Source organism: Novosphingobium sp. (genome assembly GCF_039595395.1).
GTDB lineage: Bacteria > Pseudomonadota > Alphaproteobacteria > Sphingomonadales > Sphingomonadaceae > Novosphingobium.
In genome coordinates, this window is the sequence record NZ_JBCNLP010000006.1 from 1501609 (window position 1) to 1525180 (window position 23572).

The following is a 23572-nucleotide window of genomic DNA, read 5'->3' on the forward strand; positions in this document are numbered from 1 at the left end:
GTGATCGCATTGACGTGACCGGTGCTCTTGCGGCCTGGCCTGCCGGGCTCCTCGTTGTGCCCATCTCGAGATACGCCATCAACCACCCCGAGCCCCCGCATGCATAGCATGCCGGAACCGTGCCTCAGAGCTTATCTTTCGGCTTTTTATCAATGTGCTCAGTTGCGCGATCGCCAAGGCCAAAGCCACGGGCATCGCCTCCACCTCAGCCCGCAAGAGCAGGCAGGACCGGCAAGAGCACAGCGCGGTCAGCGACAATCCGGAGCGAGGGCTTTCCAGCCGCTGACACCCCATGATGAGCAAGGGTTATCCCTCATGCAGCCCCAGCAACATCTCGCCGGGGATCAGCGCAGCAAACCCGCGCTGCGCAAGGCATCCGTGATAACGGCGCCAACCGTTGCAGGTCTTGTCCCGCCCCATGAAAACGCGCTCGCGTCCGCAGCAGGCTCAAATGGCGCAGCCTTGTCTGGATCGATGTCGGCATCCTCAGATGGGATGGCCTCTCCCAAGCCCCAGAATTGCGCGATCTGGCGTGTGGAGGACAGACCCACATCCAGCATGAATGGGCCACTGGCTCCGCAACCACCGGGGCCCGTTGTGCGCAGCGGCGTACCATGGCCCATACCTGCGATGTTATAGGCCTCCAACACCGCTTCGCCGTCAGCATTGCTCCAGCACTCATGCCGGACACCGCCCGTGGCGCTGCGCTGCGTCGGCTCATCGGGGAGACCATGCAGGATCCGCCAGGACGCCACGATCCGTTCCGCATTCGACGGCGCCACGGTCTGATCCCCGCCCCCCTGCCACACCGAGATGCGTGGCCAGGGCCCCTTGTGGCCGGATGCATGGCGGATCGCGGCAGCCAGTTCCGCGTCGGACGGATAGCCATCGCCGCGCATCCGGGCAAAGGCATCGGGAACTGAACGCGCCGCCCCGAAGGGCAGGCCGGCGATGATGGCGCCGCCTGCGAAAACCTCGGGATAGGTCGCCAGCATGATGGACGCCATGGCACCGCCCGCCGACAGCCCGGTGACGAAAATACGATCCGAGTCGATCCGGTGCCTTGCCCGCATCGCCACAATCATCTGATGGATCGACAAGGCTTCACCCGATCCGCGCCGGGCATCCACCGGAGAGAACCAGTTGAAACAGAGGTTGGGGTTGTTCGCACGTTCCTGCTGCGGGAACAGCAGCGCAAAACCCTGTTCGTCGGCCAGTTGAGACCAACCCGCCCCGTGATCGTAACCACCGGCGGTTTGCGTGCATCCATGCAGAACCACGACCAGCGGCGCGCCGGCGGCCATTCCGGCAGGCACATAGAAACGCGCCGACAAGGCACCGGGGTTCGATCCGAAGTCGGTCATATCGCTCAGGCGATCAGGAGCGACGCCCCCGATTCCCGAGCGGCTACTGGCGCCCAACCTGGCCATTTGCGCTGCAGCAGAGCTTAATTGCACCATGATGGGTCTCCAGCACCGACAGTGATCGGCGCGAGTATCATATCGCACATGCAGCATGAATGGTTGCTGCATCGCACAATAAACCGTCCCAGGCAATGAGGGCTGGCACAAACGGGGACTGAAGATGGCGGCGTAGCCCGCGGGCGACCGAAACATCCAGGGCATCAAACGCCCGCACGCAGCCAAAGGGCCGCCGGCGAGAAACGACGTTCGCCTCGTATGAAAGCACTTTAATCAAGCCCTTACAGGCGGGACAACAGCTCGCCCTTTTTGGCGTTGAACTCCTCGGCCGTGATGATCTGCTTCTCGTGCAGAGAAGCCAGCCGCTCGATACGCGAGAAAATTTCGTCCGCCGACAGGACGGGTCCATCACCACCGGAAGGTGTGGCCACCGCAACAGCCGCGACCGGTTCAGGCGTGATGTGACCAGAGGGCGTGTTCTCGGGCACACTTGCCGCCGTGGTGAAAACCTGAGGCAAGTCGCTGAGCCTGACCAGCCCGTACTGGCTGGTAAAGGTGATCGACTGGCCGCCCCCCTGAGCCTGTGAAAAGCCCGTGATCCAGTGATCGCCTGTATCATAGACCGAAATATGTCCACCCTGATCCAGAGCCAGACGGCGCGTGTCGGGAAAGACCGCGTAATGCAGGTCATTCTGCGATCCGGTGGAGGATGGCTGGCCCAACTCCGCCGGCCAGCGGTGCCCAAAGCCGCCCCGGAAACCGTTCGAGGTGGAAAAACTGGCCCCCCCGCTCGATTGGCTCTGACTTTGCCCAACAGGAGCGGCAGGATGCATCGGCACAGGCGCGAAGGGCCAGTTGTTCTGCATCGCCATCGTCAGATCGTTGCAGAGGCTGTCAACGCGATATTTCAACCCATTGTTGAACATGTCGCCGATCATGATCATGCCACCCTGAGACCATTGCCCCATGCCGCCCAGTTCCCAATGATTGAACTGGGCCTGTCGGCCACCCCCTGCGGCCAGAGCGAACAACAAGGATTGGACGGCATCGGCGCTGAAACCATGGCGCGCGGCGATGGCATCGACCATCTGTTGGCCATCCGGGGTGAGCAATTGCATGATGCGTTCCAGTCCGCTGGGTGTCCATGCGGTGGCGCACGGCAAAGCCAAGGCAACCTAACAGATTAATCCTGCACTGGCATGCCGGCATCGCGAAAAAACAGGCGTTTTAATCCGGCCTTGCGCAACGCGTCCTTGGCGGTCGTTCCAACCGGGTGCGCATAGCCGTTCTGTTCGAGCCCAAGGGACCAAACGCTCACACCATGGCGCCCAGCGCCTCGACAAAAGTCCTGACCTTCAAGCTGGTCAACCGGCGTGAGTTCTGCAGCGCCCAAATCTCGACTTTGGGCCCGGCTTGCCTGCCCCACAGCCTCAGGCGCCCGGCGGCCAGATCCTCCCTGACCAACAGCGACGGCACGATCGCCACCCCTGCCCCGGCCAGAACGGCATCGCGGACCATCAGAAAGGAGGAGAATCGCAACCGGGCCTGCGGTCGCAGCAGGCTGATGCCGTTGCCGGTTTCGATGCGCCAGATGTCGCCATCCGCCGTGACCGGATGAACCACCGCCGGGACCGCCCGCTCCTCCTCACCCAGCGTTACCGCCATATCCGCCGGGCCGACCAGCAACCGGTCGTCCTCGACGATGCGCCGCCCGATCAGGCGCTCGTCCGGGTCGGGATCGACGCGGATCACGATGTCGTAATTGTCCTCCACCGGATCGACCTTGCGGTCCTCGGCAACGATCTCCACCTCGACCTGCGGATAGGCCGCCACAAAGGCCGAAGCTGCGCGTGGCAACAGCACATGCGCCAGCACGATCGGCGCGCTGATGCGCAACTTGCCGCGCGGCTCGGAAGAGCCGGCTGCGACGGCCTCGCGCGCCTCGGCGATCTCGGCCAGCGGGCCTTGCGTGCGCTGGTGCAGGGCCCGCCCTTCATCGGTCAGGCGCAGCGTATGCGAACCGCGATCGATCAGTCTGACGCCAAGGCTCGCTTCCAGTTCTGACACTTTGCGCGACAGCGTGGCCTTGGAGCGCCCGGACTGGCGGCTGGCGCGCCCGAAGCCGCCATGGGTGGCGACCAGATTGAAGTCAGCGAGCGCGTGGAGATCCATGCCCATGTTCCATTTTCAAGACGACATGTCTCAATGATGCCATCTTCCGATAAAAAATGAAACGCATACCTTGGCTCCATCGAAGACTGGATCAAACAAGGAGCAATCTCATGACCATATTGGTAACAGGCAGCACCGGCACAATCGGCACGCAGGTGCTCCACTTTTTGCAAAGCCATCCTCAAGGGGCGGGCACCGCCATTCACGCCCTCACCCGTTCGCCCGACACCGCGCGCCTGCCTACCGGCATCACGGCGATCAAGGGCGATCTGTCGGATGTGGAGAGCGTGCGGGCCGCCTTGAAGGGCGTCTCCACCCTGTTTCTGCTGGCCCCCAACGCCGCCGATGAACTGACTCAGGCCATGCTGACCCTGAATGCCGCGCGCGATGCGGGGGTGAAGGGCATTGTCTACCTCTCGGTCTTCCAGGGCGAGGCCTATGCTGACGTCCCCCATTTCGCCAGCAAGGTGACGGTCGAGCGGATGATCCACGCGCTGGGCCTGCCTGCCACCATCCTGCGCCCAGCCTATTTCATCCAGAACGATCTGCGCCAGAAGGACGCGCTGCTGGGTGGCGGTGTCTATGGCATGCCGGTTGGCGCGAAAGGCATCTCGATGGTGGACATCCGCGACATCGGCGAGGCGGCCGCGAACGCTTTGCTGCGCCGCGAGCATGCGGAAAGCCCCCTGCCCGGCGAAACCTATGAACTGGTTGGCCCGGAAGCCTTGACCGGCAACGATCTGGCTGCGTTGTGGAGCAAGGTTCTGGCCCGCCCGATCCATTATGGCGGCGATGATCTGGAAGCACTGGAACAGCAGCTCCAAAGCTTTGGCCCGGCCTGGCTGGCCTATGACATGGTGCTGATGATGCGCCGCTATCAGGGCGATGGCGCGGTGGCGAGCGCCGGCGACATCGCGCGCCTGACCGGGCTGCTGGGCCATGCGCCGCGCTCCTACCACGCCTTCGCCACGGACGCCGCCGCAAGCTGGGCCCAAGCCTAAACCCCCTTCACACAAAGGATGACCCTTATGACGCACATTCTCTTCATCGGCCAAAAGCCCGAAACCGTCGATTTCTCCGACCCTGCACTGCCGCCCGGCTTCGATGCAGCCAAGATCAACGCCGGCATCGCCATTGCCGTGCAGACGATCGAGGAACGCGGCTGGCAGGTCGATCCCTGCATGATTACCCCGGATGAAGCGGGGCTGGCGCAGCTTGATCGCGCATTGCGCGCTCGACGCTATGACTGCGTGGTGATCGGCGGCGGGCTGCGCTTGCCGCCCAAGAGTCTCGCCCTGTTTGAGCAGGTGATCAACGCCGTCCACAAGGCGGCGCCACAGGCCTCCATCGCCTTCAACACCCGCCCGGAAGACACGGCGGTGGCAGCCGCGCGGCAGATCGGGTGAGGCGCAAGCACGAGCGGGTATTTATCACGATATGCTCGCTAGGGTCAGGACTGGTTGATCAGAGGCAGAAGAGCACGGTGGCGCCCAGAGCGAGGGCGGAGAAGAAGACGGTGGGGCATCGATCAGACCGCGTTGCCACGCGGCGTCATAGCCCCGGTATGCCAGCATCCACGGCGCCTTGGACAGATCGTCGAGCAGGGCCGCCGCGCCGGTGTAATCGCTGATCTGGCCCGCCGTGATGAAGAAGCTCAGCGGGCGGCCATTGGCATCGCTGGTCTTTGCCGACTGGTTCGCGCTGTCATCCCATCAATCCGACCTGCTCTGGCACACAGCGCAAAAATTCGTGAAGGCCTGGGAAGCCTTTGATGTCGAGACGGTGGGGCGCACCAGCGAAATCCTCTATGCGCTGGCCAAGGAGCTGATCACGCAGCGCCGTGCCACGCCCCTCGATCCCGAGGAGGACGCCGCTGACAGAGCGATCAAGCGCGTTTCCAAGCCAATTCTCCTATTCCCTGCCATAGGTTCATATTGGCTCCTCGGATACGGCCCCGCCTTACAAGGCGCCCGGCATGCCACCGATACGACGCGCTGCCTCAAGGATCTCTGTCGGGAACATGGCGATGATGGTGGAATTGTGCTCGACGCCGATTTCGCTGAGCGTCTGCAAACGGCGCAATTCCAGTGCTCCGGGCACCTCCGCGATGATTTTGGCCGCATCGGCCAGCGTCTGGGAAGCTTCCTTTTCGCCCTCCGCCTTGATGATCCTGGCCCGTTTTTCCCGGATCGCTTCAGCTTCGCGCGCGATGGCCCGCTGCATCTGTTCCGGAATGTCGAGATCCTTGATCTCGACGGCATCCACCACCACACCCCATTGTTCGCAGGTACGCGCCAGCAGGTCGAGCAGGCGCGCATTGATGGTGGTGCGATCCTTCAGAATCTGGTCGAGATCGCTCTGGCCGATGGCGTCGCGCAGGCCCGTTTCGGCGGCCTGAACCACCGCTCCCTGCCAATTGACGACGGAGGTGATGACCCTCACCGGATCGATGGCCCTGAACCACAGCACGGCATTGACCCGCACCGCCACCCCGTCCCGCGTCACGGTCTCCTGCGTGTCCAGCGCGAAGGTGACAGTCCGCAGATCGACCTTGATGACACGCTCGATCAACGGGATCAGCCAATAAAGGCCTGGCCCTTTCGTGATCTTGATCCGGCCCAGCCGGAACAAAACACCGCGCTGATACTCCTGATTGATCCCGAAGGATTTGAGCGCAAGGATCAGAAATACGGCCAGCAGGAACAATCCCATACTGGAAAATGCTGCAAACATCGCCACCCCCTTCTGCCCGTCCGGCAGCCAGCTTTCACCGGCTACCGGAGGTGCTGGTCAACAGGCCCGATTATCGCGGACCTGTCAGGCCTTCTTGCAATGCGACATGAAGGTCTTTCGGGCTTTGCCGTGAATGTTCTTGGCATCGGCGTCCTTGGAACAGGCCAGCGACTTTGCAGTACGAGGCGCCTGCCCCTTCGCCGCCACTTGGGTCGACTTGGCCGGTACACCGGGTTTGGCAGTTGGCGCGGCGGGAGCTGGTTTCGCCGGGGCCGGGCTGGTGTGTGCGGCAGCTTTCATCCGGCTCAGCAGCGAAGGTTTGGCGGGGGCAGGAGACGGCGCTTGGCCCAGAACTGAAGTGGACACCAAAGCGGCAGCAACGGCCAGCAACGTCAGGGTGGTTTTCATGGCGGTTCTTCCTCCCAAGAATGATGTAGCGATCAGGTGATCCTACCCCCTCACATAAAAAAGGTATAGTCTGGAACAACGCTGCTAGGGGCTCTGCGCTGCGCGTCCAGCCAGAGGCGGGCATAGCGGCGGGCGGCATCATAGGAGCCTGAATCCCCCACGCTGAAGAAAGTCGTGGATCCGCTTCATCCGCAGGTGGGCGCGCCGGGGCAGCGCCTCCCGCCTGTTGGTCTTCACCCTGTCACCAGCTCGCCTTGGGATCAGCGATGGTGCGACGATATCGCAGGGGTAACAGTGTTCAGTTAATGGGTCGTAGCCGGTACCCCGCAAGGCGGCCTCCGGCAAACCCGGCATGGTTCAGGCGTGAATATCTGTTGATAGCTTCTCGAGGCTCAGTCTGTGAGGCTCCCTGGCGTCGTCCCATCGCAAAGGTTTCCTCTCATCACGAATTGCTTTGACCTTTGTCCAGAAAAAGCGCTGGGGTGAATGGGCACGCTGCAAACTGCGAGTCCCCTGGAGGGCCGCACCATGCAAACTCCTCAATTCGATTCCCCCGTTGCGCTTTGGAAACTGGTGCCAGATCGCTTCGGCACGGATCGCAGCATGCGCCAAGAAGGCGAGTGGACCCTCGGCGAAGCAATCGGCTATGTGATCAGCCAGCCGGTTGAGGAACAGTGGCGCTTCAAGATCGTGAGCGAGAAGCAGTCCATCGACCATCTCACGATGATGCGGCTTGCCAGTACCAGCATCTTTCAAAGCTGGGATTTCAGCTGACCACACACGCCCAGAGGCCTTGCAAAAACGGCCATTCCGGCAAGTGGCCTGCAACGGAGGTTACCATGCCCATTGAAATAGACAGTGCTCACGCTGTTGGATGGAGACGAACCATGACCCTATTCTTCAGGGATGTTGGAAAGATGCGCGGAGCGGCCATGAAGATTACGCACCAGGTCAACCCGACGTTGATCGCCGATGCGGATCAAACGGCTGAGTCTTGCGCGGCAGAAAACTGGGAAAATGAAGGTGGTCATCTTTCCAATCACGATATCAAAGGAACATCGCTCCGGCCTTTTTCCAACGAAATCGACAGATTGGAAGCTCAAATCAAAATATCGGCAAACAAGCTGACCAGCGACTTTGCGAACGGTCGGGTGGGGACACGTTACAACACATATGATCATCGCGCCCGAGTGCTTCGCCTGCAAAGGGCAGAGCTGGATGCGATGCGAAACAGCTTCAATGATCCGAAGAAAAGCCAATGACCTCATTTTCCTGAACTTGATCAAACGGAGGCTTCCGTACAGATGGTTCGATTTGGGATCACGCGCCGCCCTGCCGATTATTAATACCCTTAATATGTATAGATATTATCGCCTCAGCAATGCGGTCATCTAGGCAAAGCGTGATTTCCGTGCCTCCAGAGATCTTGGGTAAGCTATGAAATTGCAAGCACTGCATCTTCGGTCGGCCAGGCGGACGGCGATCATCAGTTGATCCAGGTTCGATTGCCTGGCGCACCTTTAGAGCGTAGAAGGGTTATCGTGACTGACAGCGCTCCCTATCGCTTTGCCGTGGCCATCGATCCTTCGGACATCGATTTCATGGGGCATGTCAACAACGCAAGCTATCTCAAATGGGTGCAGGAAGCTGTGATCAGCCATTGGCGCGGGATCGCGCCAGCCGAAGAAATTGCCCGGCATCTTTGGGTCGCGTTGAAGCATGAGATCACGTATCGCAAACCCGCGTTTGTGAACGACGACGTCATCGCGACCGTGATTCTCAAAAAGGTCTTTGGCGCTCGTGCCTTTTACCAGACGATCATTCGGCGGGGCGAAGACGTGCTGGCAGAAGTCAGTTCAAGTTGGTGCTGCCTGGACGCAAAAACGGGGCGTCCGGCACGGCTTGCAGCAAGCGTGGTGGAGCGCTTCTTCTCCAAGCAGACCTGATTGATCCCGTTCCATGGGGGTCTCGTCACCCCAGCCACATATTTCGAGGCAACTATCAGTGCCCCTTGGAAAGAGCCACGGCCCATCGGCCACGCGATTTCCTCGTGACGTACACAGGCAAGGCTTTTCGTACCTTCCCGCTCTGCGTTGAAAGCATGCCGAACGGACGACATCGAGAGAATGTGTCCCGCGCCGCATTTCGAAGGTAAATACGCGGCTATCTCCCAGCCGATTTTTTCGCTTCGCGCTTAGGCCCCCTCCCTTCTCTGGCAGGCCGGGCACCGACCAGAGCGGACGCAAGTTCTTCGCGAAGATCGATGACGATCCGCGAAAGAGGCCTAACTACCGAAAGCGTGTCGTATCAATCCGCTGGAAGGAAGCACGGCGCACGGCCCCGTGAATGATGTTTTGCCGAAACAGGTGCCGAGCTTCGTCGGCTCCCTCGATCGTAACACAGACCAAGTGAGTGCCTCCCGACAGTAAGGTTTCGATTGCGCTGATCGCGATCGCATTGCGATGGCACCTGTCGACGACCTCATGCTCGGGCAGCTTCAGGTTCATAGCCCGTGTGATTTTGGTTTCCATCGATCCTGTCCAACCTATCACTGGCTTACGCTCCACGCGAACGGGGGTATTTTGCTCATGGCCCGATTGAGCGTTTGGTTCGTCATGCACCAGGCGGGATAGCGCGAAACACCCATAAGGTCCCGTAGCCTGTCAATCCGTGTCTGGTAGTGCCTGACAAGCCCGAACGCGCCTGCACTGCAAGCAGCAGGCTGACCCTCGGCTCGAATGAGCGAGAGTTGGTGATGGTAGAGAAGATGATTAAGGTCCACGGTCATGCTCCAGCCTGATGCGGGAGCGCGCGGTCTCTCAGCCACCCACGTGCAACACGATAATGGGCGATGAGTTCGATATGGGGATCATCGACAGAATTACAAGGGCAACGCAGGTTCAGCCTCGATGCTGGGGCTTCGTCAATTCACCCGGCTCGGCTGATGCCTTGGCAACTGCGCAGGGCCGATGGCACCCGCGAAATCACGCACAGAAACGGCGTCATGATCAACGACACCGAGCGAGCCAGCGTCCATCATGTATCCCGCCAGCCGGCATTTAGCGCCGCAGGTCCACGCCTTTATCTGCTGGACCGAGAAGCGTGGATCATCCCCAGATAGCCGAATTAAACGGAACAGAACGGTTAGAAGCGCAGCCCTTTATTCATGAGCCGGATTGCCGGATTCGAAGAGTCGTTAACGAACGGCTTGGAGGCAGACCAAGTCGGAGCGACCACGCGTTCATCCTGTGACGGATGCATTGTATCCGTTTGTCACTTCTTTGACGATGCAATGACCCAAGCGTCCAAAATCCGCTATAAGAGGCGGCATGCTTCCCCTATCCGCTCCCTCCGCCTGCATCCTGATCGTGGACGACGACGACGATATTCGCGACCTCATCGCCAGCCACCTCGATCGCGCCGGATACAGACATGTCGGGGCCGCGACACTGGCTGAAGCCCGCGCGGCTCTGGCCCGCCACGACATCGCGCTCATGCTGCTGGACCTCACGCTCCCCGATGGCGATGGCATGACCTTCTGCCGCGACCTGCGCGCTGAAGGATTTGTCGTGCCCGTCATCATGTTGACAGCACGCAGCACCCCCGGCGACCGCGTGGAAGGGCTCGAAGGAAGCGCCGACGATTATCTCTCCAAGCCTTTCGACGCCCGCGAGCTCATCATCCGCATGCGCAATGTGCTCAAGCGGGGCATTCAGGGCCCGAAATCCCAGTCCGGCCGTTATGCCAGCTTTGGCCCGTGGCGTCTCGATCTGGCGCAGCGACGGCTGATGGGTCAGGATGATCGCGGCATGATGCTCTCGACCACCGAATTCGCCATCCTGCGCCGCTTGCTGGACAACCCCTTTGAGGAGCTGAGCCGCGAGGATCTGCTGCCCGAGCGCAAGGAAACCGTGTGGGTCGACCGTTCGCTCGACAACCGCATCGCCCGTTTGCGCGCCAAGCTGGCGCGAGCACCTGGCGGTGAGAATCTGATCGTGACCGTGCGCAACAAGGGCTTCCTGCTCGCCTGCGATGTCACTTACGTATGACGGCCCTGTGGCAGTCCCTGCGGCGTTTCGACACGCTGGCCTTGCGCCTGACGCTTGTACTGGCCATCGGCGGCACGTTGGCATCGATGTATTCGCTGACCTTTTCCGAATGGTATCTCCAGCACCAGATGCGCCAGTACCGCGCGGAGATGATCGCCCGCAGCGTGGCCGACATCGCCGGACATATCGCCGCCAACGACCATTCCGACATGATCTTGCTGGCCAGCAACCGGATCAGAGGCGCGCATCTGTTGCAGGACGCCTCTGCCCCCGTCCTGGAGGCAGACCCGGCCATCGATCAGGCCCTGTCCTCGGGTCTTCCGAGGGGCATGACAGCCCATAGTTTTCGCACCGATCCAGCGGTCTGCGCCGGCCATCCCGGTGTTGCCTATGTTCGCGCTGTCGCGGGCATGCTGGCCATTCCGCCGGAGTGTTGGGCCGTCGATCTCGGCGTCCTTGCAAGCGATGGGCAGGTCACACACCATCGCATGGCCTTCGATATGGCCCCGCTCCCCCTTCTGCTGTCGGTCAGGCAATCGCCGGACTATCTCGCGCTGGTGGCTCTGGCGGCGCTGCTCCTGTCCTTTCTGGTGGCCAGCATCACGCTGCGTTTCATGCGGCGCCTGGCCGTCGCCTCGCGGGCCTTTTCCAGCGACATCGCCGCCGCCCCCATTCCCGAAACCGGCCCGCGCGACGTGCGCGAGACCTTTGCCGCCTTCAACCAGATGCAACAACGCATCCGCGAAGCCATGCAGGAACGCGCCCAGATCCTGGCGGCAATCAGCCATGACCTGCAAACCCCTTTGACCCGCCTGCGCCTGCGGCTCGATCTCCTGCCGGACGAAGGCGTTAGGACCCGCTTGTTCCACGATGTCGAGGCCATGCAGCGCCTGGTGACCGAGGGGCTGGCTCTGGCGCGGTCGGGCGAGTCCGCCGACGACTGGGTGATGCTGGACATGGAATCGCTGCTGGCCAGCATGGTCGAGGATATGACCGATGCGGGCCTTGGCGAAGTCACGCTGGGTCATGTCGATCCCGTGGAGGTCAGGGTCAAGCCCGATGCGCTGCACCGTTGCCTCCAGAACCTGATCGACAATGCCTTGCGCTATGGCGGTCAGGCGCGCCTCGATTGCCGACAGGAGGAGGGTCGGATCGTCATATCGGTCACCGATGCAGGCCCCGGCATCCCCGAAGCGCTGCTCGATCAGATGTTCGAACCCTTCGTGCGGGGCGACAGCAGCCGCTCACGCCGCACCGGCGGGACCGGCATCGGCCTGACGATTGCCCGCGCACAGGCCGCGACATTCGGAGCATCCGTGTCGCTGGCCAATGCCGCGCAGGGCGGATTGATCGCCAGGATCACCATTCCTCTTCCCACATACTGAAAGCCGGAACGGATTTTTGTATCCGTTCTACTCACTTTTCCCCGGCCCCCTGTTCCCTCCCAAGGCCAGTGCTTAGCTATCAGCAATAACAACCGAGCAGAGCGGGCCGCCGCCATGACAGCGACCGGCCCTGATGTTTCGGACGTGTTCGCTGGCCCGAAGAGATGTCCGCACAAGGACGTCCGACGGCAGATCCAAGGGAGGATTTATGCTGAAAGTGTACCATGCCGGTCTGGCATCGACCGTGGCCCTCGCCGCCCTGGTATGTCCTGCGCAAAGCCGGGCCCAGACGGCAGGGGATCCGCCTGCCGCCGCCAATTCGGAGATCATCGTCACCGCCCAGCGCCGCGCGGAAAAGGTGACCTCGGTGCCGATCTCGATCACCGTGGCGGACGCCGGGCAGCTTGAGCGCCAGCAGGTCCGCACCGTCGACGATCTCTCGCGCATTGCCCCCAGCCTGGAAATGACGGCAGCTGCTGGCCAGGGCACGGGTGGCGGCGGTGAAATTCGCGGTATTGGCACCCAGACCTTTGCGCAGGGGGCGGTGGCCTCGGTCGGCATCGTGGTCGATCAGGTCAGCCAGGGTAACGCCAACATCTCCAACCTGTTTGATATCGCCCGTGTCGAGGTGCTGAAGGGGCCGCAAGGCACGCTGTTCGGTCTGACGACCTCGGCCGGTGTCATCAACATCACCACCAACAAGCCGGATATGACCAAATTCAGCGCCCGGCTGCACGCGGATCTCTCCAATGCAGGCACCGCAGCGTCAGGTTTCGGCAATCAGGTGATCCAGGGCGTGATCAACCTGCCCCTTGCCGCCAATGCAGCCCTGCGCGTGTCGGGATCGACAAATCTGCGGCAAGGCCCCAATCAGAACACCATCGACGGCAAGTATATCCAGAATAACAGCTACAGTGGCCGCGCCCATCTCCTGTGGGAACCGACCAGCAAGCTGACCGCGAATTTCATCGCCGATTACACCTATTTCACCCAGACCAACGAGGGCGATTTCTTCACCCTCATCTCCACGGATGCCAGCACGGCTGCCGCTCTGGCAAGCTGCGGTGTCGTTGCGGCTGAGGGCAACCAGAAATTCTGCATGAAGCAGGGCCTCTATGCGAAAAACAACAATTTCGGTGCTTCGGCCCAGTTCGATCTGGATGCCGGTCCCTTCACACTGACTTCGATCTCGGCTTATCGCGGCACTCGTCACAGCGATACCGGACAGAACATCGTGCGTGCCGATCCGACCGCGCTGACTATCCTCGACTCGCCCGGCCACAACCGGCTCGACCTCGTCAGTCAGGAACTGCGTATCGCCTCGCCCGGAAACGCATTCATCGATTACACAGCAGGCCTGTTCGCCTCGCACCAGAGGGGCACCGTTGATCCAACGGGACAAAACATCACCCTGTTCGGCTTCATTCCCATTGCGAACTCGATTGGCTCGCGAAACCGTACCACTGATGACTCCATGGCCATTTACGGCCAGGGTACCGTCCATGTCGCGCATGGCCTGCGCCTGATCGCGGGTGGCCGCTACACCGCCGAACGCCTTGCACTCGACGGCTATGATTTCGACAATCGCGTCGCTATCAACAAGCAACTCAACACGAGCATCGTATCCTGGAAATTTGGCGGACAATACGATCTGTCGCGCAAGACCATGATCTACGCCACTGCTTCACGCGGCTACAAGAGCGGACAGATCGGCATTCCGGCTTACCCGCTTACGCCTTACATCGTGCGGCCGGAAATCCCCACCAGCTATGAAGTCGGCCTGAAATCCACGCTGTTTGGCGGATGGGTGGCCGATCTCAGCCTGTTCTCCGAAACTATCAAGGACTTTCAGCTCCAGCAATGCGCAGCGACCTCAACCGGTGCGCTGTCATGCACGGCTGTCAACGCGGATGGCGTCAAGAGCCGTGGCGCGGAAATCAACCTGTTCGGCAAGATCACCCATGACCTCTCGGTCAGCACCGGCTTCATCCATGCCAAGGCCACCTATCCCGACGGATATACGTCCAGCACATCGACCGGCGTTTTCGCCCTCGGAGGAACGCAGCTTCCTTTCTCGCCACGCTACAAATTCACCTTCTCGAGTGATTACTCCCATCCGATCAATGATGCCTTGTCCGGCTTCATCAGCCTTGACGCCGTGTGGAAGTCCCGCGTGGCCTATCAATCGACAACGCTGTTGACCGACACCTACAAGCCGCACTGGACGGTGGGCGGCCGCCTCGGCCTGAAGACCGCAGACGATCGCTACTCGCTGTCAGTGTTCGCCCGCAACCTGTTCAACGTGCCCGAGCCCGGCCTGTTTTCCATCGCCATGCTGGACCACTACAAGGCTATCATCGCCGGGTGCCATGCGCGGGGCCTCGCCCCCGTGGTAACCTTCAGCCACTGGACCACCCCGCGCTGGTTCGCCATGCGCGGTGGCTGGACCGCGCCTGACAGCGCCACCTTGTTCGCCCGCTTCTGCGACCGCGCGGCGCGTCACCTTGCCGATGGGATAGCCTATGCCGTTACCCTCAACGAGGCCAATGGCACGCTGCTCGGCCATGTCATGGCGCCGCCTCAGGCCAAGGAGGCCGAGCGCGCCATGCTGGCCGCTGCCGGGCGCGCCACAGGCAGCGAGCATTTCGTCGGCGGCTCGCCCATCAGGCTCGCCATGGAGATGCTGCCCAACCTGATCGCCGCACACAAACAGGGCCGCGCCGCGATCAAGGCAATACGCCCCTCGCTGCCGGTCGGCATGTCGCTGGCGCTGGTCGATCTGCAAGGCGTCGGCCCCAACAATCTGCGCGATGCCCGCCGCCGCGATTTCTATGGCGCATGGCTCGACGCCGTGCGCGGCGACGATTTCGTCGGCGTGCAGAACTACAGCCGCATCGTCTGGGACGACAAGGGCATCGTTCCCGTGCCCACTGGCGCGCGCACCGGCGGCGAAGGCTGGGAGATCTACCCCGCCTCGCTGGCCAATGCGGTCGATTATGTCCATGCCGAGACCGGCTGCCCGATCATGGTCACCGAACACGGCCTCAACAGCGACAATGATGCGTGGCGCGCCGACCTCATCACCGCCGCGCTGGCCGAACTCAAACGCCGGATCGATGTCGGAACGCCGGTGCTGGGCTATTGCCACTGGTCGCTGGTCGACAACTTCGAATGGACCTTCGGCTACAAGCCTCACTACGGCCTCGCCTCGATCGACCGCACCACCTTCAAGCGCACGCCCAAACCCAGCGCCGCCGTGCTGGGCGCCATCGCCCGCCGCAACACCCTCTGACACCCTCCATCGAGAGACCCTCCATGATCCTTCTCGCCCTCGCCGCCAGCCTTGCCGCCCCGACTGCCATTGCCTCTTCGCCCGATACCGATTTCACCACAGGATGCGCCCGTTTGCAGGGACTGTCCGAAGGCTCAATGGTGGTCACCGGAGTCCATGATGTCGCCGAAGGCCCCGCCCCGCGCGGCCCCAGCGGCCCCAATGGCGAATCCACCGAGCCCTTGCCCACCATGCCCCGCCATTGCCAGATCACCGCCCGCCTGGAACAGCGGACCGGCGCTGGAGGCGAACCCTATTACATCGGCATGGAGCTGCGCGTTCCCGCCGCGTGGAACGGGCGTTTCCTCTATCAGGGCGATGGCGGCATGGATGGCATGATCGTCCCCGCACTGGGCAGCCCGATCAACACCGGCACCACATCGCCTCTGCCGCTGGCGCAGGGCTATGCCGTGGTCTCGACCGACAGTGGCCATCAGGGCAAGAATTTCGATGACGTCAGCTTTGCGCTGGATCAGCAGTCCAAGCTCGATTACGGCTACGCCGCCATCGGCAAGGTCAGCGAGGCGGCCAAGCATCTGATCGTCAAGATCAAAGGCCGCGCACCGGATCACAGCTACTTTATGGGCTGCTCCAACGGCGGGCGCGAGGCAATGCAGGCCGCCCAACTGTTCCCGGGCGATTTCGACGGCGTTCTGGCCGGTGATCCCGCCTTCCATCTGAGCGCGGCAGCGGTGCTGACCAACTACTCGGGCTGGGCCTACACCGATGCGGCGACGAAACTGGGCACGCATTCCTCGCTGCTGTTCTCCCCTGCCGATGCCGGGCTGATCCAGTCGGCTTTGCTCAAGGCCTGCGATGGTCTCGACGGTGCGGTAGACGGGATGATCTTCGATCATGCTGCCTGCCACTTCGACATCGCCACGCTGGCCTGCGCCAAGGGGCAAACCGCCGGCTGCCTCGATCCGCTCAAGGTTCAGGCGATCATCCGCGCCTATCGCGGTCCGGTGAATGCCGCAGACCAGCCCATCGCGGGCTCATGGACTTTCGACACCGCCAATTTCACACCCGACTGGCTGATCTGGCAGACCGGCATCCCCACGCCCAAGGGGCCGTTGATGGTGCTGCAGGATCTGGTGCGCCAATCTCTGACGCAATACTTCACCTATCCGCAGTACAAGCTGCCGCTCAAGGGCGGCGATGCCGAAGCCGCGACCCTGCTGGCGGCCAGTGCCCAGACAGCCGGTTTTACCGACGCCACCTCGACGCAATATTCCAGCTTTGCCGGACATGGCGGCAAACTGATGCTGGTCACCGGCTGGTCCGATCCGGTCTTCTCGGCCACCGACCTGACCGCCTATTATGACCGGCTGACCAGCGATACCAAAGCGCAGGGCGGCGATGCCTCCAACTTTGCCCGCCTGTTCATGGTGCCGGGCATGACCCATTGCGGCGGCGGTGTTGCGCTCGATGATTTCGACGCGCTGACCTCGCTGGTGCGCTGGGTCGAGAAAGGCGATGCGCCGAACGCTTTCGTCGCCAAGGGCAAGGCGTTTCCCGGCGTGGAGCGGCCGATCTGCGCTTATCCAACGGTGGCGCGTTACGATGGCAAGGGACCGCTGACCTCCGCCGCCAGCTTTGCCTGCGCTGCGCCTGGGCAAGCCGGCGCATGATCCGCACCTCGCCCGTCACACGCCGTGATCTGCTGACAACCGGCGCATTGGCCACCATCGCTGCGGCTTTGCCGGGCACGGCAGCCCTTGCGGGCGCACCAAGGCCCATGATCCGGCCCGGTGAGGTCTGGCTCGACACGGCGGGAAAGCCCATTCAGGCCCATGGTGCCTCGATCCTGCAGGTCGGCGATACCTTCTACTGGTATGGTGAGAACAAGGAGCGCACCCTGCCGGGATCGGGCATCTGGCATTGGGGCGTGCGGGCCTATGCCTCGAAAGATCTGGTGAATTGGGCCGATCAGGGGCTGATCATTCCGCCGGTGCCCGATGATCCGGCCTCGCCCCTGCATCCGGCCAAGCAGCTTGATCGCCCCCACATCCTCTACAACGCTGGCACGCGCAAATTCGTCTGCTGGGTCAAGATCATGGAGGTCGACGGGCGCCAGACCCGCACCATCCTGACCGCCGACCGCTTCACCGGCCCCTACACCATCGTCCGCAACGGCCTTCAGCCGCTCGGCATGAATGCAGGGGACTTCGATCTGCTGATCAACCCCGATGACCTCAAGGCCTACACCTATTTCGAGCGGGTCCATAGCGAGCTTATCTGCGCCGATCTGAGCGAGGACTACACCGACGTCACCGGTTATTACTCCACCCATTTCCCGCATCCCGCGCCGCCGCAGGTGCGCGAAGGGCCGGCCTATTTCCACCGGCGCGGCAAGCATTACCTGATCACCTCGGGCACGACCGGTTACCACCCCAACCCGTCCGAGGTGGCGATCGCCGACACATTCCACGGGCCATGGGCCGTATTGGGCGATCTGCACCCCAGGGATGCCTCGCGCACATCCTTCAACTCGCAGGTCAGTTCGGTGTTCAAGCATCCGGGCAAGAAGGATCTCTACATTGCCCTGGCCGACCGCTGGATGCCCGACCCGCCCCAGACGGAAGGAGCGGGCTTTGCCAGCGGCGATGCCTATCGCCGTTTCGAGCCGATGTTCGCCAAGATGTTCAATCCCGACGGGCCTGCCCTCACCCCGGCGGAAGGCGCGGAACTGAAGGGGCAGGCCGAGCGGATCAACACATCGCGGGGCACCTATGTCTGGTTGCCGCTCCGCTTCGAGGGTGACCGCCCCTTTATCGACTGGCGCAGCACGTGGAGCCCGGACGACTTCACCTGATGGCGACGTGCTGAATGAGAGGCTCGTCAGCCGGGCCCGAAAAATCTGGAGAGAAGAATGCGGTATCGATGGAACGCTCTTTGCCTGATGCTGCCCTTGCTCGCTCTGGCGAGCACCGGCCCGGCGCTGGCCTCGGCCCCTCACGGACGCTGGCGCGCGGCTTTTGAATCCAGCCCGCGGGCTGGCCTGAACGATGATCAGTTCAAGGCCCTTATCGACCGTATCAAGGTGCCGCCGGAGATCGCGGAAAAGATCAGGCCCAAGCCCGTCACGGGCACGCTGCGCTATCGCATCCGCGTTTCGGCGGGGGGAAGCAAGCTGCGCCTGCGCTTGTCCAATGAAGAGGGAAGCGCGCCGCTCGTCATCACCGCAGCCAGCGTTGGGCTCGCGGGCCAGGATTTCGATGCCAAAGACGACAGGCTGCTGGCCGTCACCTTTTCAGGCGGCAAAGGGATCAGCATCCCTCCCGGTGCGCCCGTGGTCAGCGATGCCATTGATCTGGGCGTGTCCCAGGGCGACGAGATACTGGTGAGTTTCACCGTCGCCAATACGCTCAAGCTGGACGGCAACGGCGGCTCGCTGGTCAGCGTCGGCCCCGGCGATCAATCCATGGCGGCGCATATGCAGGATGCACATGTCATGGAAGGGCGTCCGGACATCACGGGTATCTCCGTGCTGACGGCGCGGGACACGCATCTCATCGTGGCGCTTGGCGATTCCATCACCGATGGCAATCGCCTGAGCCTGACCGCCCTGCACAGTTGGCCCGAGGAACTGTCACGGCGCCTGGCCGCGCGCGGTTCCAGCACGGATTATGCCATGGTCAACGCCGGGATTGCGGGGAACCGGCTGCTGGCAAGCGGCTTTGGCGGAATTGCGGCTTTGGCTCGTCTCGACCGCGATGCTCTGGCGCTGGAGGGGATCACCCATCTGGTCGTGCTGGAGGGCACGAACGACATTGGCATGTCGGGCCATTCATCCTTCGGCGACAATCCGGCGACCTCGGCCGAGGAGATCATCGGCGCCTATCGCCAGATCATGGCCCGCGCTCATGATCGCGGCGTGAAAGTCCTCCTGGGAACCATCCTCCCCTTCGGCGGATCGGCCAGCCATGACAGCCCGGAGCATGAACGGCTGCGCGAGGCGGTCAACACCTGGATCAGGACATCGCGGGAACCCGATGGGATGGTCGATTTCGACAAGGCTCTGAGCGATCCTGCACATCCGCTGCAACTGCGCTCCGATTATGATTCCGGGGACCATCTTCACCCGAATGAGGCGGGTTCGAAAGCGATGGGAGAGGCCGTTGATCTTTCCATGTTCGAAAACCTTAAAATTCTTGCAAAATCATTAGAATAACGAAGGGTCGCATGCTTCTCACCTCCGCGAATGAACTGATGGCCGAGAGGTTAGGGCGGTTACTCGCCTTGGCGGGGGGAACAATGCATCCTTATGGAGCCGACCGAAAACTAGAAGGTAATACAGCGGATTGGATAATCCTAGTATAGCCCGCAGCCTCGCTACACTAAGAACGCCACCTAAGTGGCAGGACAGATACCTTCAGGAACAATGATATTCAGATCATCTCTGATGACATCAGTTCATTTGCGATGCCTACGCCAAGATCCGCTTCGCGAGCGATTTCGGGACGAGCCCAAACGACGTCTCGAGAATCGTCGATGATGCTCTGCTCAATTGCAAAACCGTATCGCCTGCACGCAGATGAAAGCCCATCTGATCGCATTTTCCTATCCCGTCTTCCAAATTTATCGCCAAATCCGTTTACTGAATGTGGCGAAGCTCGTTACCGCATTGGATTTATTTGCGAGACATGGCGCGCATCCCCTCGATGCATGAAAGACATCCCTCATGAAGCTCATCGCCAAACTGGCCACTGCCGCCAGTCTGATCGTTCTGGCCAGCACCGCTCAGGCCCAGCCCGGCACCACCCTTACGCGCGAGACCGGCGCCCCCGTCGGTGACAATCAGAACAGCCTGACCGCCGGCGAAGACGGTCCCGTGCTGTTGGAAGATGCACGCCTGATCGAAAAGATCGCCCATTTCGACCGTGAACGCATTCCCGAGCGCGTCGTGCACGCACGCGGGACCGGCGCGCAAGGCGTCTTCGTCGCCAGCGGCGATTTCTCGAGCTACACGAAGAACACGGTGCTGGCCGCCGCTGGCAAGGAAACCCCGGTCTTCGCGCGCTTCTCCACCGTGATGCCCTTCCGTGGCTCCCCCGAGGCAGCGCGTGACCCGCGCGGCTTTGCCGTGAAGTTCTATTCCGATCAGGGCAATTGGGACATCGTCGGCATCAACCAGCCGGTGTTCTTCATTCGCGATGCGATCAAGTTCCCCGACTTCGTGCATGCGCTCAAGCCCTCGCCGGTCACCAACATCCAGGACCCGAACCGCGCTTTCGACTTCTTCGCCAATGTGCCGGAATCGACCTACATGCTCACCCGCATGTACACCGATCTCTATGGCCAGCCCGCCAGCTATCGTGAAATGGATGGTTACGGCGTCCACGCCTTCCGTCTGGTCAATGCGCAGGGCCAGCAGGTCTTCGCCAAGTTTCACTGGAAGAGCAATCAGGGCATCAAGGGCATGACGCTGGAGCAGTCGGCCGCCGCCGATGTGAACTATGCCACCGCCGATCTCTATGGCGCGATCAAGGCTGGCCGCTTCCCCAGCTGGGACCTCACCATCCAGATGATGACGCCCGAGCAGACCAAGGCGCTGACCTATGACGCCTTCGACGACAGCAAGATCTGGGAGAATGTGCCCGAGATCAAGGTCGGCACGATGACGCTGAACAAGGTGCCCGACAATTTCTTCGAATACACCGAGGAAAGCGCCTTCGCCCCCTCAGACCTGATCCCCGGCGTGGAAGCCTCGCCCGATCGCATGCTGCAAGGCCGCCTTTTCGCCTATGCCGACACGCAGCGTTATCGCATCGGCGCCAATTACAACCAACTGCCGGTCAACCGCCCGCTGGCCACCGTATCGAACGATTATCAGGACGGCGTGATGCAGGCTGGCGGCCGCAAGGGCGATGTCAATTACGAACCCTCGGTGACGCGCCCGACGCCTGCGGAAGATCCCATGTTCAAACTCGCCGACTATGACGTGACCGGCACCACCCGCACCCGCGCCATCAGCAAGACCGAGAATTTCCGTCAGGCCGGCGAATTCTATCGCTCGCTGGACAAGATGGCGCAGGATCACCTGGTCAAGAATCTGGCCTCCGATCTGGGCCGTGTGGCCAATGAGAAGATCCGCGCGATGATGACCGCCCACTTCTATCAGGCCGACAAGGACTTCGGCACGCATCTGGCCAAGGCGGTGAACGTCCCGGTCGCCGATGTCGAGCGCGAGGTGGCCGCCCAACAGGCCGCCGCTGCCAGCCTGATCGCCTCGGCGAAGTGATGGCGCTTTGACAGGGCCGGGCTCCGGACATGCTCCGGGGCCCGCTTTGCCTCAGAAGGATAATCCCATGCGAAAAATTGCTTATCTGGCTCTGGTTGTTGCGGCGATGGCCGCCGGCAATGTATCGGCCCAGCAGCCGGCCCTGACCAAGGGCCATGTGCAGGAACTGCTCTTCGATGCCGCGAGCGCTGGCCGTACAGATATGATCGACACCATGGTGAAGGCCGGGGCCGATGTGAACGCCTATGACCCACGCGGCTTCACCCCGTTGATTCTGGCGGCCTATAATGGCCATCTCGATACGGTCGAGGCGCTGATCGCGGCGCGAGCGGACGCCTGCAAGCCCGACGCCACCCAAGGCAACACCGCCCAAATGGGGGTGGCTTTCAAAGGCAATGATGCAGTGGCAGCCCGCCTGATCGCGGCCGGCTGCGATCCCAATGCCCGCAACCGTCAGGGCCAGACCGCGCTGATGATGGCCGCCATGTTCAACCGCACGGCGCAGATCGACATGCTGAAAGCTGCCGGAGCACAGGCCGACATCGTCGATGACAAGGGCCGCACCGCCGCCTCGGTCGCCCGCGATCAGGGCAATGACGCCGCAGCGGCCAGTGTCACAAACTAACCTTTGAGGAAGTCGCCCATGTTGCAGCATGTCCGGGAAGAAGCAGCGGGTCGCTGGATGGAAACCGCCCACCCCCGCCCGAGCGAAATCGCCGAGGACCGCGCAATGCTGCGCAAGGCCGCGGAATTGACGCGCGATCTGCACCGCCCCAATCCCCTGATCTATTGGGGCGATTTTCTGGGCTCGACGGGGCTCGCCTATGCGGCCATGACAGGCGCGATCCTGCTGCCGCTCGGCCCCGCACTGGCCTGCGCTGTGCTGGCCGTGCTGGCGCTCTATCGCGCCACGCTGTTCATTCATGAGATCACCCATCTCAACCACGCCCATCTGCCCGGCTTTCGCACGGGCTGGAACCTGCTGCTGGGCGTGCCGACCATGCTGCCTTCCTTCATGTATGAGGGCATCCACATCATCCATCACACCCGCACGCGCTATGGAACGGTGGAGGATCCGGAGTATCTGCCGCTGGCGCTGATGAAGCCATGGTCGCTGCCGGTGTTCCTGCTCGTCTCGGCATTGCTGCCGGTGGGGCTGCTGCTGCGCTTCGGCATTCTGGCGCCGCTTTCCATGCTGTCGCCCGGCCTGCGGCGGGTGGTGGTCGAGCGTTTCTCCGGCCTGCAGACCAATCCGAAATTCAAGCGCCGCGGGCCCGAGGGAGACTTCGCCCGGCGCTGGTTCTGGCAGGAGCTGGGCGCCAGCCTGATGGCCATCGCGCTGCTGACCGCCGTTGCCACGCATGTCTTGCCGCTTCGCGCCTTCCTGATCTGTCTGGCCATCGTTTCAGGGGCGGCCGTCCTCAACCAACTGCGAACGCTGGTGGCGCATCTGTGGGAGAATGACGGCGAGCAGATGACGGTGACCGCGCAATATCTCGACAGCACCAACGTGCCCGAGGGCCTGCTGCCCGCGCTGTGGGCGCCGGTGGGCCTGCGCTATCACGCCTTGCACCACCTGCTGCCCAGCCTGCCCTATCACGCGCTGGGCGAAGCCCATCGCCGGATCAGCGCAGCCCTACCCGGAGACGGGACCTATCAGGCCGGCAACCACGCCACGCTGCGCGGCCTGCTGTTCCGCCTGGCCGCCAGCACCATGCGTCGCCGACTGTGAAGCATTGTGGCCCAGTGTGGGAGCAAGCCCCATCCGGAAGCGGGTTCCAGCCGCCAGGATCGTACTACTCGACTACAGCACGCTTCTTCCGTCACGC

Annotated in this window: 19 protein-coding genes and 1 pseudogene; 14 read left to right on the forward strand and 6 right to left on the reverse strand. The window is 62.2% G+C overall.

All coding sequences use genetic code 11. The features are described from left to right. Positions 1-344: 344 nt before the first annotated feature. The 3 genes from ABDW49_RS26185 to ABDW49_RS26195 form a co-directional block, all read right to left on the reverse strand. Positions 345-1532 carry a PHB depolymerase family esterase gene (locus ABDW49_RS26185; protein WP_343616601.1) on the reverse strand — a complete coding sequence of 396 codons (1188 nt, stop codon included), beginning with the start codon at positions 1530-1532 and terminating at the stop codon, positions 345-347. Between the two features lie 170 nt (positions 1533-1702). Beyond that, a complete protein-coding gene (locus ABDW49_RS26190) occupies positions 1703-2539 on the reverse strand; it encodes an SHOCT domain-containing protein (RefSeq protein ID WP_343616603.1) in 837 nt (278 codons plus the stop codon). A gap of 196 nt (positions 2540-2735) precedes the next feature. Beyond that, on the reverse strand, positions 2736-3593 hold the full coding sequence (locus ABDW49_RS26195; RefSeq protein WP_343616605.1) for a LysR substrate-binding domain-containing protein: 858 nt from the start codon (positions 3591-3593) through the stop codon (positions 2736-2738). A gap of 110 nt (positions 3594-3703) precedes the next feature. Between ABDW49_RS26195 and ABDW49_RS26200 the strand changes: the two genes are divergently transcribed. Both ABDW49_RS26200 and ABDW49_RS26205 read left to right on the forward strand, forming a co-directional pair. Then, complete coding sequence (locus ABDW49_RS26200; protein WP_343616606.1) at positions 3704-4594, forward strand: NmrA/HSCARG family protein; 891 nt, start codon at positions 3704-3706, stop codon at positions 4592-4594. Between the two features lie 27 nt (positions 4595-4621). Further along, on the forward strand, positions 4622-4999 hold the full coding sequence (locus ABDW49_RS26205; protein ID WP_343616607.1) for a hypothetical protein: 378 nt from the start codon (positions 4622-4624) through the stop codon (positions 4997-4999). A 58-nt stretch (positions 5000-5057) separates the two neighbouring features. On the opposite strand, the pseudogene ABDW49_RS26210 reads toward ABDW49_RS26205, so the two are convergent. The 3 genes and pseudogenes from ABDW49_RS26210 to ABDW49_RS26220 form a co-directional block, all read right to left on the reverse strand. Next, positions 5058-5272, reverse strand: a pseudogene (locus tag ABDW49_RS26210) (IS5/IS1182 family transposase); the annotation flags it as partial. Positions 5273-5552: 280 nt separating this feature from the next. Continuing rightward, the gene (locus tag ABDW49_RS26215) at positions 5553-6326 is read right to left on the reverse strand and encodes a slipin family protein (protein ID WP_343616608.1); all 774 of its coding nucleotides are present in this window, start codon (positions 6324-6326) and stop codon (positions 5553-5555) included. Between the two features lie 84 nt (positions 6327-6410). Next, a complete protein-coding gene (locus ABDW49_RS26220; RefSeq protein ID WP_343616609.1) occupies positions 6411-6734 on the reverse strand; it encodes a PsiF family protein in 324 nt (107 codons plus the stop codon). 486 nt (positions 6735-7220) lie between these two features. Between ABDW49_RS26220 and ABDW49_RS26225 the strand changes: the two genes are divergently transcribed. The 12 genes from ABDW49_RS26225 to ABDW49_RS26280 all read left to right on the forward strand — a co-directional run bounded on the left by ABDW49_RS26225 (position 7221) and on the right by ABDW49_RS26280 (position 23475). Then, positions 7221-7508, forward strand: coding sequence for a hypothetical protein (locus tag ABDW49_RS26225; RefSeq protein ID WP_343616611.1), 288 nt, complete (start codon positions 7221-7223; stop codon positions 7506-7508). A 113-nt stretch (positions 7509-7621) separates the two neighbouring features. Continuing rightward, a complete protein-coding gene (locus tag ABDW49_RS26230; protein WP_343616612.1) occupies positions 7622-7996 on the forward strand; it encodes a hypothetical protein in 375 nt (124 codons plus the stop codon). A 279-nt stretch (positions 7997-8275) separates the two neighbouring features. Next, a complete protein-coding gene (locus tag ABDW49_RS26235) occupies positions 8276-8680 on the forward strand; it encodes a thioesterase family protein (protein ID WP_343616614.1) in 405 nt (134 codons plus the stop codon). A gap of 1383 nt (positions 8681-10063) precedes the next feature. Next, positions 10064-10783, forward strand: a complete 720-nt coding sequence (locus ABDW49_RS26240) for a response regulator transcription factor (protein ID WP_343616616.1) — start codon at positions 10064-10066, stop codon at positions 10781-10783. Further along, positions 10780-12168 carry an ATP-binding protein gene (locus tag ABDW49_RS26245; RefSeq protein ID WP_343616618.1) on the forward strand — a complete coding sequence of 463 codons (1389 nt, stop codon included), beginning with the start codon at positions 10780-10782 and terminating at the stop codon, positions 12166-12168. Before ABDW49_RS26240 ends, ABDW49_RS26245 begins: the two co-directional genes overlap by 4 nt. A 208-nt stretch (positions 12169-12376) precedes the next feature. After that, the gene (locus ABDW49_RS26250; RefSeq protein WP_343616620.1) at positions 12377-15460 is read left to right on the forward strand and encodes a TonB-dependent receptor; all 3084 of its coding nucleotides are present in this window, start codon (positions 12377-12379) and stop codon (positions 15458-15460) included. Between the two features lie 23 nt (positions 15461-15483). Then, positions 15484-17130, forward strand: coding sequence for a tannase/feruloyl esterase family alpha/beta hydrolase (locus tag ABDW49_RS26255; protein WP_343616622.1), 1647 nt, complete (start codon positions 15484-15486; stop codon positions 17128-17130). Next, positions 17127-18314 (forward strand): family 43 glycosylhydrolase, encoded by a 1188-nt coding sequence (locus ABDW49_RS26260; protein WP_343616624.1) that lies wholly within the window; start codon positions 17127-17129, stop codon positions 18312-18314. Before ABDW49_RS26255 ends, ABDW49_RS26260 begins: the two co-directional genes overlap by 4 nt. 87 nt (positions 18315-18401) lie before the next feature. Continuing rightward, positions 18402-19673 (forward strand): SGNH/GDSL hydrolase family protein, encoded by a 1272-nt coding sequence (locus ABDW49_RS26265; protein WP_343616626.1) that lies wholly within the window; start codon positions 18402-18404, stop codon positions 19671-19673. Between the two features lie 510 nt (positions 19674-20183). Next, positions 20184-21743, forward strand: a complete 1560-nt coding sequence (locus tag ABDW49_RS26270; protein WP_343616628.1) for a catalase — start codon at positions 20184-20186, stop codon at positions 21741-21743. 67 nt (positions 21744-21810) lie between these two features. After that, positions 21811-22368, forward strand: coding sequence for an ankyrin repeat domain-containing protein (locus ABDW49_RS26275; RefSeq protein WP_343616630.1), 558 nt, complete (start codon positions 21811-21813; stop codon positions 22366-22368). Between the two features lie 57 nt (positions 22369-22425). Further along, complete coding sequence (locus ABDW49_RS26280; protein ID WP_343617404.1) at positions 22426-23475, forward strand: fatty acid desaturase; 1050 nt, start codon at positions 22426-22428, stop codon at positions 23473-23475. Positions 23476-23572 lie beyond the last annotated feature (97 nt).